The organism is Kutzneria sp. NPDC052558 (genome assembly GCF_044547355.1).
GTDB lineage: Bacteria > Actinomycetota > Actinomycetes > Mycobacteriales > Pseudonocardiaceae > Kutzneria.
Genome location: NZ_JBIUAG010000001.1, coordinates 57,524 through 68,409 on the forward strand (window position 1 = coordinate 57,524; position 10,886 = coordinate 68,409).

The 10,886-nt window shown below is 70.9% G+C and carries 11 protein-coding genes; 6 read left to right on the forward strand and 5 right to left on the reverse strand.

Annotated features, from left to right (window positions below; translation table 11 throughout):
- Positions 1 to 11 precede the first annotated feature (11 nt).
- Complete coding sequence (locus ACIG5F_RS00260) at positions 12 to 266, reverse strand: DUF6412 domain-containing protein (RefSeq protein ID WP_396515017.1); 255 nt, start codon at positions 264 to 266, stop codon at positions 12 to 14.
- Between the two features lie 85 nt (positions 267 to 351).
- Here ACIG5F_RS00260 and ACIG5F_RS00265 point away from each other — a divergent pair, with 85 nt between their 5' ends.
- Entirely contained in the window at positions 352 to 1,206 is an 855-nt protein-coding gene (locus ACIG5F_RS00265) for an alpha/beta fold hydrolase (protein ID WP_396515019.1), read from the forward strand.
- Here ACIG5F_RS00265 and ACIG5F_RS00270 read toward each other — a convergent pair.
- From ACIG5F_RS00270 to ACIG5F_RS00280, 3 genes are read right to left on the reverse strand one after another with little or no spacing between them, the layout of a single operon-like run.
- Positions 1,199 to 1,438, reverse strand: coding sequence for a DUF5703 family protein (locus tag ACIG5F_RS00270; RefSeq protein ID WP_396515021.1), 240 nt, complete (start codon positions 1,436 to 1,438; stop codon positions 1,199 to 1,201). The two genes, ACIG5F_RS00265 and ACIG5F_RS00270, sit on opposite strands and share 8 nt — an antisense overlap.
- Positions 1,435 to 2,493: a YncE family protein gene (locus ACIG5F_RS00275; RefSeq protein WP_396515023.1), complete on the reverse strand. Its 1,059-nt coding sequence runs from the start codon at positions 2,491 to 2,493 to the stop codon at positions 1,435 to 1,437. The genes ACIG5F_RS00270 and ACIG5F_RS00275 overlap by 4 nt, the downstream gene beginning before the upstream one ends.
- Positions 2,494 to 2,528: 35 nt before the next feature.
- Positions 2,529 to 3,485 carry an aldo/keto reductase gene (locus tag ACIG5F_RS00280; protein ID WP_396515025.1) on the reverse strand — a complete coding sequence of 319 codons (957 nt, stop codon included), beginning with the start codon at positions 3,483 to 3,485 and terminating at the stop codon, positions 2,529 to 2,531.
- A 74-nt stretch (positions 3,486 to 3,559) separates the two neighbouring features.
- Here ACIG5F_RS00280 and ACIG5F_RS00285 point away from each other — a divergent pair, with 74 nt between their 5' ends.
- Entirely contained in the window at positions 3,560 to 4,606 is a 1,047-nt protein-coding gene (locus ACIG5F_RS00285) for an LLM class F420-dependent oxidoreductase (protein WP_396515027.1), read from the forward strand.
- 83 nt (positions 4,607 to 4,689) lie between these two features.
- Positions 4,690 to 5,391 (forward strand): histidine phosphatase family protein, encoded by a 702-nt coding sequence (locus ACIG5F_RS00290; RefSeq protein ID WP_396515029.1) that lies wholly within the window; start codon positions 4,690 to 4,692, stop codon positions 5,389 to 5,391.
- Positions 5,392 to 5,671: 280 nt separating this feature from the next.
- Here ACIG5F_RS00290 and ACIG5F_RS00295 read toward each other — a convergent pair whose 3' ends face one another.
- A complete protein-coding gene (locus ACIG5F_RS00295) occupies positions 5,672 to 7,246 on the reverse strand; it encodes a M4 family metallopeptidase (protein ID WP_396515030.1) in 1,575 nt (524 codons plus the stop codon).
- A 174-nt stretch (positions 7,247 to 7,420) separates the two neighbouring features.
- Here ACIG5F_RS00295 and ACIG5F_RS00300 point away from each other — a divergent pair, with 174 nt between their 5' ends.
- The 3 genes from ACIG5F_RS00300 to ACIG5F_RS00310 are packed head-to-tail and all read left to right on the forward strand — an operon-like array spanning position 7,421 to position 10,662.
- Complete coding sequence (locus ACIG5F_RS00300; RefSeq protein WP_396515032.1) at positions 7,421 to 8,158, forward strand: alpha/beta fold hydrolase; 738 nt, start codon at positions 7,421 to 7,423, stop codon at positions 8,156 to 8,158.
- Complete coding sequence (locus ACIG5F_RS00305; protein WP_396515034.1) at positions 8,155 to 9,459, forward strand: amidohydrolase family protein; 1,305 nt, start codon at positions 8,155 to 8,157, stop codon at positions 9,457 to 9,459. Before ACIG5F_RS00300 ends, ACIG5F_RS00305 begins: the two co-directional genes overlap by 4 nt.
- 21 nt (positions 9,460 to 9,480) lie before the next feature.
- Positions 9,481 to 10,662 (forward strand): macrolide family glycosyltransferase, encoded by a 1,182-nt coding sequence (locus tag ACIG5F_RS00310; RefSeq protein ID WP_396515036.1) that lies wholly within the window; start codon positions 9,481 to 9,483, stop codon positions 10,660 to 10,662.
- The last annotated feature ends 224 nt before the right edge of the window (positions 10,663 to 10,886 follow it).

Genomic DNA, 10,886 nt, shown 5'->3' on the forward strand with positions numbered 1-10,886 from the left:
CCTGGGGTGGGTCAGGCGGCTGAAGGTGCTCGGGATCGGGTGCGTCCGGGGGCGTCGGGGTCGAGTTGACGCAGGACGTGGCGGCTGCGGGCCTGTTCGCGGGTGGCCAGGGCGACGGTGGCGCGGCGGAGCGCGTGGTCGGCGTGGCGGGTGGAGCACAGGTGGATGGCCAGGGCGGCGACGAGCACGCCGGCCAGGAGGAACAGGCTGGTCAGGCCGGGGCCGGCGGTCATGAGCAGGGTGAATGTCGTGACGAGGTCGTGCACGCGGTCACCCCCTGTTCATGCCGGTTCTGCTTGGAAGATTACTGCATCGGTCGCAGGTGTCCTGATGACGTGCCAGGATTTCCTGATGGATGAGGTCTTCCCGCTGGAAGACGGGGTCGGGCTGAACGTTGTTCGGTCCGGTGCTCCGGACGCACCGGTGACCGTGGTGTTGGCGCACGGTTACGCGTTGGATCATCGCAGTTGGCATCGGGTGATGCCGGAGTTGGCGCATGACGAGTTGCAGGTGGTGGCCTATGACCATCGTGGGCACGGGCAGTCGGGGCCGGCGACGCCGGAGACGGCGACGATCGAGCGGCTGGGTGATGACCTGGCGGAGTTGATCGAGCGCGGTGTCGACTCGGAGCGGGTGGTCGTGGTGGGCCATTCGATGGGTGGCATGGCGGCGATGGCGTTGGTGGAGCGGCATCCGCGGTTGTTCGCGCAGCGGGTGGCGGGGTTGGCGTTTCTGTCGACGGCGGTGGGTCGGCGGGGTGAGTCCTCGTTGGCGTGGCCGCAGGCGGTGGGCAAGTTGGTGGAGGAGTTGGAGAAGGTGTTCGGCCCGGTGGTGCGGCATATCCGGGGTCGGATCGAGCCGGCGAAGGCCGCGGGGTTGAAGTGGTGGTTGTTCGGGGACGACCCGGACGAGGAGGACGCCGAGTTGACGGCGGAGATGGTGGCGGAGCACTGGCCGGCGACGGTGGCGCTGTTCCGTCCGGCCTTCGACCGGTATGACCGGGAGGCGGCGTTGACGGTGGCGGCGCGGGGGCCGGTGGTGGCGGTGGTGGGTGAGCGGGATCGGTTGGTGCCGGCGTCGAACGCGCAGGCGTTGGTGAAGGCGGTTGGCGCCGGGGACGCGGTTGTGCTGCCGGGCGCCGGGCACATGGTGCCGTTGGAGCGTCCTGCCGAGGTGGCTCGGTTGGTGCGCGGTTTGGTTACGTGATGGGGTTGGGGGCGAGGGTGGTTGCCCCGAGGGAATTGGCACTGCGCTTGCGGCGCAGCCACACCTTGCGGGTGCCGTCGCCGTAGAGCAGGACGCGGGAGAGTTCCCAGCCGGCGAATTCGGCGTGGATGGCGAGTTGGGTGGCCGCGGTGCGGCGGGAGACGGCGGGCGGCAGGCGCAGGCCGCGGTATTCCCAGTCGCCGTCGACCGCCTCGTCGGTGGCGGCTGTCACGGTTGGATCACCTGGATTCCTCCTCCATCGGCGGACGCGACGTAGACGCGTCCGGTGGTCGGGTCGACCGCCACGGAGTTGGGTTGGCGGACGGTGGTGAGGCGGTGTTTCTCGACGGGTTCGCCGCCGGCGACGTCGTAGGCGACGACCTGGTTGGTGGCGGTGAGGGTGACCCAGGCGAGGTGGCGGTCGGGGTCGTAGGCGATGCCGTAGGGGGTGCCGGGGACGGGGTAGCGCTGGAGTTCGACGAGGGTGTCGGGTTTGAAGACGAGCAGTTCGCCGCCGCGGCTGTCGGTGACGAGGACTCGGCCGTAGTTGTCGGTGACGGCGTTGGTGGCGCCGTCGCCGGCGCGCAGGCCGGCGCCGAGGGTGCCGGCGGTGGGTTTGAGGTCGAAGACGGCGGTGCGCAGGCGGTCGAGGACGACGGCCTGGTCGCCGACGGGGAGGACCTGGTCGGCGCTGGACAGGCCGGTGATGGTGTGGGTGGTGGTGTCGCCGTTGAGGACGGCGACGGATTTGGTGTCGTGGAGGGCGACGAGGGTCTGGTTGCCTGTGGTGTTGGCGGCGACGGGTCCGCCGGTGAGTGTGATCTTGTCCACGGCGCCGGTGGGGAGGGTGACGCGCAGGAGGGTGTTGGCGGTGCGCACGGGGGCGAGGACGGTGTCGCCTGCGGTGCTGAGGTTGTCGACCCGGCCGGGCAGAGCCACCGTCTTGGATGGGGCGTCGATGCTGGTCAGGTCGTAGAGGAGGAGTGCTGGGGGGTTGTCGACGGCGACGGCCGCGGTGTGCTGGGCGGGGTCGACGGCGATGGCGGTGGCGTTCTGCTTGAGGGGGAGGACGGCGCCGGCGGGGGTGGCGCTGGGGGCCGGTGAGTCGGCTGGTGTCGCCGCGGTGACGGTGTCGGCGACTTGGAGGTCGTCCCCGGTGTTCGTGCCGGAGGAGCAGCCCGTGACCAGGGCGGATCCGGCGATCAGGACGACGGCGAGCCGGCGCAAGGGGGCCTCCTCGTGGTGCTGTGCTGTCTCCAGCATCCCCGACCGGCGCGTTGTGGTCACGTGGGGGTCACTTGCGTGTCATGTACGACACCCGGTCAGCCGAGTGGTCGTTCCGGATAGCCGAGTTCGATATCGCTCACGTCGTCGAGGGCGGCGCGGATGGCCGGTGGGAGGGTGAGCTCTTCGGAGGCGAGGCTGGCGTGGAGTTGGGTGGTGTCGCGGGCGCCCACCACGGCGGTGGCGACGCCGGGGCGTTCTCTGACCCAGGCGAGGGCGACGGCCAGGGGGGTGGTGCCGAGTCCGTCGGCGGCGGTGACGACGGCTTGGACGATGCGGGCGGCGCGTTCGCTGCGGTGGTGTTCGACGTAGGGGGCGTAGTGGGGGCTGGAGCCTCGGGAGTCGGGTGGGGTGGCGTTGCGGTATTTGCCGGTGAGGACGCCGCGGCCGAGTGGGGCCCAGCAGAGGATGCCGAGGCCGTGGTGGTGGGCGGCGGGGACGACTTCGCGTTCGATGCCGCGTTCGAGCAGGGAGTATTCGACCTGGGTGGACACGAGGGGGAAGGTGCTGGCGGCGGCTGCGGTGGCCAGTTGCCAGCCGGTGTAGTTGGAGACGCCGGCGTAGCGGATCTTGCCGGCGGCTGCGGCGGCGTCGATGGCGGAGAGGGTTTCCTCGATGGGGACGCCCGCGTCCCAGGCGTGGAGTTGCCAGAGGTCGATGTGGTCGACGTCGAGGCGGCGCAGGGAGCCGTTGAGGGCGGTGAGCAGGGCGCCGCGGCTGGCGCCGCCGCCGAAGGGGCCGTCGTCGCGGCGGGCGACGGCCTTGGTGGCGATGATGATGTCGTCGCGTTCGATGACGTCGCCGATGAGCGTGCCGAGGATGTGTTCGGCGTCGACGTAGACGTCGGCGGTGTCGACGAGGGTGCCGCCGGCCTCGATGTAGGCGGTGAGCTGCCTGGTGGCCTCGTCGGCGTCGGTGTCCTTGCCCCAGGTCATGGTGCCCAGCGCCAGCCGGGGGACCCGAAGGCCGCTGCGGCCGAGGTGTCGATGCTGCACGGGTACGATGCTAAGCCGATCTTGGAGGTTGGGCCTGTTGCCGTAGTGGTTACTGGCCGGTAGGGTCCGGGATCGTGCGACTTGGGCTGAACCTCGGTTATTGGGGCGCGGGTAACGACGCCGACAACCTGGAGCTGGCGAAGGAGGCCGAGCGCCTCGGTTTCGCCGTGGTGTGGGCCGCGGAGGCCTACGGCTCGGACGCGCCGACTGTGCTGGCGTGGGTGGCCGCGCACACCTCGACGATCGACGTGGGCAGCGCGATCTTCCAGATCCCGGCGCGGACGCCGGCGATGGCGGCGATGACCGCGGCGACGCTGGACACCCTGTCGGGCGGCCGGTTCCGGATGGGTCTGGGTGTGTCGGGTCCGCAGGTGTCGGAGGGCTGGCACGGGGTGCGGTTCGACAAGCCGCTGGCGCGCACACGTGAATACGTGGACATTGTGAAGTCGGCGCTGCGGCGGGAGAAGCTGCGGTACGAGGGCAAGCACTACACGCTGCCGCTGCCCGACGGGCCCGGCAAGGCGTTGACGCTGACCGTGCATCCGGTGCGGGAGCAGATCCCGGTCTACCTGGCGGCGGTGGGTCCGAAGAACCTGGAGCTGGCCGGCGAGATCGCCGACGGGTGGCTGGCGGTGTTCTACTCGGCGGAGTTCGCGTCGGAGTCGCTGGCGCAGGTGGCGGCGGGTCGGGCGAAGGTCGGCAAGACCCTCGAGGGATTCGACGTCGTGCCGACCGCGCCGCTGGTCGTCGGCGAGGACTGGAAGGCGGCTGCCGACGCGGTGCGGCCGTACGCCTCGCTGTATGTGGGTGGCATGGGCAGCCGGGAGAAGAACTTCTACAACAACCTGGCCTGCCGGATGGGCTTTGAGGCACAGGCGGCCGAGGTGCAGGACAAGTTCCTCGCCAAGGATTACCAGGGCGCGATGGCGGCGCTGCCGGTGGAGTTCCTGGACGCGACCTCGCTGCTGGGGCCGGTGGAGCGGATCGCCGACGGGATGCAGGCGCTGGCCGGGGCGGGAGTGACGACGCTGACGGTGTCGCCGATGCACTTCGACCTGGATCTGAACGTGGCCGCGTTGCGGGCGGCGGCGGAGGCGTTGGACAAGTCGGGCGTGGCCTGACGCGTGTGGCGGCGGGAGCCGGGGCCTTCTCGGAGGGGGAGGCTCCGGACTTCTCGGGCGTGGGCGGACCGTAGGCTGCGGGTGTGGCGACATTGATTCTGCTGCGGCACGCGCAGTCCACCGCGAACGGTTCCGGGGTGTTGGCCGGTCGGTCTCCCGGGGTGCAGTTGGCCGAGTCGGGCCAGAAGCAGGCGGCGAAGCTGGTGGAGCGGCTGGCCGGGGTGGAGTTGGCCGGGGTGGTGTCGTCGCCGCTGTTGCGGTGTCAGCAGACGATCGCGCCGTTGACCGGTGACCGGGGGATCGAGCCGGTGATCGAGGACGATCTGTCCGAGGTGGACTACGGGGAGTGGACCGGCAAGGCGATCAAGGACCTGCTCAAGGAGCCGTTGTGGACGGTGGTGCAGCAGCACCCGTCGGCGGCGGTGTTTCCCGGTGGCGAGGGCTTGGCCTCGGTTCAGGCCCGGGCCGTCGCCGCCGTCCGCCGTCACGACGCCCGGATCACCGCCGAGCACGGTGACGAGGCCGTGTGGCTGGCGTGCAGCCATGGCGACGTGATCAAGGCCGTGTTGGCCGACGCGCTGGGCACGCACCTGGACTCGTTCCAGCGGATCGTGGCCGACCCGTGTTCGGTGTCGGTGGTCCGCTACACCCAGACTCGGCCGTTCGTGGTGCGGATGAACGACCACGGCTCGGAGTACGCGGCGATCGTGCCGGTGAAGCCGAAGACCGAGGAGGAGGCCAAGGCCGTCTCGGACGCCGTCGTCGGCGGCACCACCGGCCCCTGACCGCCCAGGTCCACGACGCCGTCGTCATCCGCCCCCACTCCAGGAGCAGCTGGCCGAGGCCGACCGGGAGCCGATCGTGGCCTAGAGCTCGCGGCGGTGGAGGTGGCCACCTGGCTGCCGGCCCACACGTTGTCGCAGCTAGCGCGGACCAATCCGAACTACTTCCGGGTCTAGCGGGCGCCTCAGCTCCGAACGTAGCGGCGCGGGGGCCGCTCCCGGATGGGTGCGGCCCCCGCGCGGGGGAATTCCTCAGCAGCTCGCCGAGGTCAGCTCAACGTGGTCAGCTGACGACGTTGACGGCCGACCAGGCGGCGGCGACGGCGTTGTACTCGGCGCTGCCGGCGCCGTAGAGGTCAGTCGCGGCGGCCAGCGTGCCGGCGCGGGCCCTGGAGTAGTTGGTGGTGGAGGTGAACTTGGTGGTCAGGGCGCGGAACCAGATGGCGGCGGCCTTGGCCCGGGTGATGCCGGTCACGGTGACGCCGTTGGCGGTCGGGCTGTTGTAGGCGACGCCGTTGATGGTCTTGGCGCCGCTGCCCTCGGAGAGCAGGTAGAAGAAGTGGTTGGCCACGCCGGACGAGTAGTGCACGTCCTTGCTGCCCACGGTGGAGGACCAGTAGTCGGCCGAGTTGCCGTCCTTGGAGGGCTGGTCCATGTAGCGCAGCGGCTTGCCGTTGCCGAAGATGTCGATCTTCTCGCCGATCAGGTAGTCGCCCTGGTCGGAGGAGTTGTTGGCGTAGAACTCCACGGCGGTGCCGAAGATGTCGCTGGTGCCCTCGTTGAGGCCGCCGGACTCGCCGGAGTAGACCAGGCCGGCGGTGGCGGAGGTGACGCCGTGCGACATCTCGTGGCCGGCCACGTCCAGGGCGGTCAGCGGGTGGGCGTTGCCTGAGCCGTCGCCGTAGGTCATGCAGAAGCAGGAGTCCGACCAGAAGGCGTTGACGTAGGAGTTGCTGTAGTGGACCTTGCTCAGCGCGCCAACGCCGTCGTTCTTGATGCCGTTGCGGCCGAAGGTGTTCTTGTAGAAGTCCCACGTCTCGGCGGCGCCGTAGGCGGCGTCGGCGGCCGCGGTGTTGACGGTGGCCGCGGTGCCGTCGCCGAAGACGTTGTTGGTGCTGGTCACCAGGGTGCCGGTGCCGGTGCCGTGGGCCAGGTTGTTGACCTGCTGGTTGCCCCGGGAGCCGTCCTTGAGCTGGTAGGAGGTGCCGGACTGGGTGGTGGTCAGCGAGACGGTGCCGGAGTACTCGGTGTTGCCGGTGCCGGTGGCCTCCTCGATGCCGTCGTAGGAGTACAGCACCTTGCCGGTGGCGGCGTCGGTGAACACGTGCTGCTCGATCGGCGTCTGGTCGGGCTTGAGGCCGGTCACCACGGTCTCGTACGCCAGGGTGGGTGCGGTGTCGACGGCGTAGACCATCAGCTGCGGCGTGGACTTGGCCAGGTTGGACCCGGTGACGGAGGCGGCGGCCTCCGTGGCGGCGGTGTTGGCCGACAGCTTCGGGGTGGCGGCCGGGGCGATGCGGGCCGGGTTGGCGTAGGTGACGCCGCGGACCGAGCCGGCCGCGGTCTGGTCGACGATCAGGTCGCCGCCGAGCACGCGCAGGCCGTTGTAGGTGCGGTCGTAGCGCAGGTGGCGGGTACCGTCGGAGTCGGTGACGACGTCCTTGACGACCAGCTTCTCCTGGCTGCCCAGGCCCAGCGTGCCGGCCAGCGGGACCGCCTGGTCCTGCGCCGACTGGAGCGCGGCCTGCCGGGCGACCAGCGGGTTCACCGGCGCCGCGGTGGCGGTGGTGAACCCGGCGACGGTGCTGGCCAGAGCGACCGTGACGGCCGCGGCGCAGCACAGGGTCACACGTTTCATCGAGTCTCCTCGTTCCTGGTGCAGGGTGCCCGTCAGCCCTGATCGGGACGGAACGGACATCGGGAACGAGTTCGATCCTGCCGAGAAGTGAACACGGTACGTAATAGGGAAATCCCTTGCTGTGACCGTGGGCCGTTGACAGTTAAAGATGGGTTGACCGAACGGGGGATCACCATGCGTGACTTCGAGGTGGGGCCGGAGGGGGCCCGGATGCGGTGGGTGGAGCTGCCCGGGGACGAGCCGCCGACGGTGTACCTGCACGGGCTGGGTTCGTCGGCGCCGGCGTACTTCGCGCAGGTCGCGGCGGCTACGGGCCGGCGCTCGCTGCTGGTGGACCTGCTCGGGTTCGGGTTGAGCGACCGGCCGGCCGGTTTCGGCTACACCATGGAGGAACACGCCGACGCGGTCGCTGCCCTGCTACGGGGTGTGGATCTGGTCACCGTGCGGGTGGTGGGGCACAGCATGGGCGGGGCGGTCGCCATTCTGCTTGCGGAGCGTCACCCCCAGCTGGTCGGGGAGCTGATTCTGGCCGAGGCCAACCTGCGCCCTTCCGAGCCTCGCTCGATGAGCGCCCGCATCGCCGCCTACGACGAGGACGAGTACGTGTCGGCGATGCACCAGCGAATCCTCGGCGTGGTCGGGCCGCAGTGGGCGGCCACCATGCGGCAGGCCGACGCGGCGGCGATGCACCGCAGCGCGGCGGCCCTGGCCGGTCCGCGGGACCGCTGGTTCCTGCACAGCCTGTGCGCGCTGACGATCCCGCGCACCTTCCTGCTGGGAGAACTCAGTCGCCGGCCGGTCGACGAGCAGACGATGATCGACTCCGGTGTGGTCGTGTCGGTGGTCGCCGGCGGCGGTCACAACATGATGTTGGACAACCCCAAGGCTTTTGTGGAGGCACTGACCCGATGAGGACCCTGCTCACAGGCGGCACGGTGGTCAGCATGGACCCGGCGGTCGGCGATCTCGACCGCGGCGACGTGCTGATCACCGACGGCGTGATCACCGCCGTGGCCGAGCGGATCGACGCCCCGGACGCCGAGGTGATCGACGCGACCGACCGCATCGTGCTGCCCGGTTTTGTCGACACCCACCGGCACGCCTGGCAGACGGCGTTCCGCGGCATCGGCGCGGACTGGACGTTCGCCGAGTACCTGGTGGCCGTGCACGGCACGCTCAAGCCGCATTACCGCCCCGAGGACGTCTACCTGGGCAACCTGCTCGGCCGCCTGGAGGCGCTCAACTCCGGGATCACCACCATGGTGGACTGGTTCCACGCCGCCCGGTCGCCCGAGCACGTCGACGCCGCCCTGGCCGGGCTGCTGGACGCGCCGGGGCGGTCGGTGTTCTGTTACTGCGCGGGGTTCTCCGCCGACGCCCCCGTCGAGGAGCGCGAACTGGACCGCGTGCGGGCGCAGATCCCCGGTGGGCTGGTCACGATGGCGTTGGGCTGGCGCGGCCCGCAACTGACCACAATGGACATCGCCGCCGAGGACCTGAAGCTGGCGGTGGAGCTGGGTCTGCGCACCAGCGTGCACATCGGGTCCGGCGGGGCGCGGGGCAGCCGGCCGGTGGCGGCGCTGCGTGACCGCGGACTGCTGCGCCAGGACACGACTTTCGTGCACGCCAACGGGGTCGAGGACGACGAGCTGCGGATGCTGGCCGAGGCCGGCGCCACCGTGTCGATCAGCCCGGACGTGGAGCTGAAGATGGGCTTCGGCTTCCCGGAGACCGGCCGCATGCTGGCCGCCGGGCTGCGGCCCACCTTCTCCATCGACGACTGCCCGTCGGCCGGCGGCGACATGTTCGCCACCCTGCGCACCGCCTACGCCGTGCAGCGCGGCCTGGACGGCAGCCTCAACTCGCGAGACCTGCTCGAATTCGCCACCGTGGACGGCGCGCGGGCGTGCGGATTGTCCGCCCGAACGGGCAGTCTGTCGCCGGGCCTTGAGGCGGACATCGTGCTGCTGCGGGCCGACGACCTCAGCGTCTTCCCGTTCAACAACCCGGCCGGCACGATCGTCGCCGCCGGGCATCCCGGCCTGGTCGACACGGTTCTGGTGGCCGGTCGGGTGGTCAAGCGCGACGGTGTGCTCGTCGGCGTGGACGTGCAGACGCTCAAGTCCAGTCTACTGGAGTCCCGCAACCGGATCGCCGCGGCGGCCGGGATCCCGCTCGACGGATCGTGGCGTCCCCCGACAGAATCGGATTAACCGTTTGGGGGAGATTCCACGATGCACATCGCGTTCATCACCGTGCCCGCCTCGGGCCACGTCCTGCCGACGCTGCCGCTGGTGCAGGAGCTGACCCGGCGCGGCCACCGGGTCAGCTACGCCACCTCGGCCGCCTTCGGCGAACAGATCGCCGGCTCGGGCGCGGAGCTGGTCGCGCTGGACTGGACGCCGCGCAAGGTGTCGGCGTCCAAGGGCGGGCAGACCACCGCCGAGCTGGCCGAGATGCTGGCCATGAGCGTCCGCTCCACCCGGCGCGTGCTGCCGGCGACCCTGGCGTGGCTGGAGCGGGACCGGCCCGACGTCATCGTGCACGACATGATGACCGTGCTCGGCGCCGTCGCCGCCCACAGGCTCGGCGTCCCGTCGGTCACCACCTACCCCAACTTCGCCGGCAACGAGCACTTCAACCTGGTGGAAGTGTTGGTGCCCAAGGACTTCGACCCGGCGCACCCGGCATTCCAGGAGTACCTGGCCGAACGCGACCGGCTGGCCGCCGACTTCGAGGTGCCGGTGGACGTCATCGCCGGCATGCGGCCCACCGCCCGGCTCAACCTGGTGTTCGTGCCGCGGGAGTTCCAGATCCAGGGCGAGGTGTTCGGCGACGACTTCCGCTTCATCGGCCCGTCCCTCGGCGACCGGGCCGACGACGACAGCTGGCGGCCGCCGGCCGGCGCGGGCAAGGTGCTGTTCGTGTCGCTGGGCACCGTGGTCAACGACCGGCTCGACTTCTTCGGCACGGTGATCAAGGCCTTCGGCGGCGGCGACTGGCACGTGGCTATGGCCACCGGGCACCAGGTCGACATCGCCGAGCTGGGGGAGATCCCGGCCAACATCGAGGTGCGGCCGTTCTTCCCGCAGCCCACGGTGCTGCGGCACGCCGACGTGTTCCTGTCCCACACCGGCATGGGCTCGACCATGGAGGCGATCATGCGGGAGGTGCCGATCGTGTCGTACCCGCAGATCCCGGAGCAGGCCGCCAACGGGCAACGGGCGCAGGAGCTCGGGTTGGGCCGGCTGCTGGACATCGACGGCGACCTCGACCCGGACGAACTGCGCCGCACGGTCGAGGAAGTGGCCGTGGACAAGGAGATTCGCCTCCGGCTGGCGGAGATGGCCGCGCACGTCCGCGACGCCGGCGGGCCCGCCGCCGGGGCGGACGCCATCGAGGGCCTGGTGGGCTGACCATGGCCCACATCGCCTTTGTCGTGCTGCCGGCCACCGGCCACGTCAACCCGACGCTGCCACTGGTGGCCGAGCTCGTGCGCCGAGGGCACCGGGTCACCTTCTCCGGTGGCGGGGGCCCGGGGGGCCCGGTCGCCGCCCCCCGCGCCCCCCCCCCGCCCCGGCGGGGCGGCGCCCGGCGCCCCCCCCCCCCCCACCGGCCGGGGCGGGGGGGCGGCGGCGGG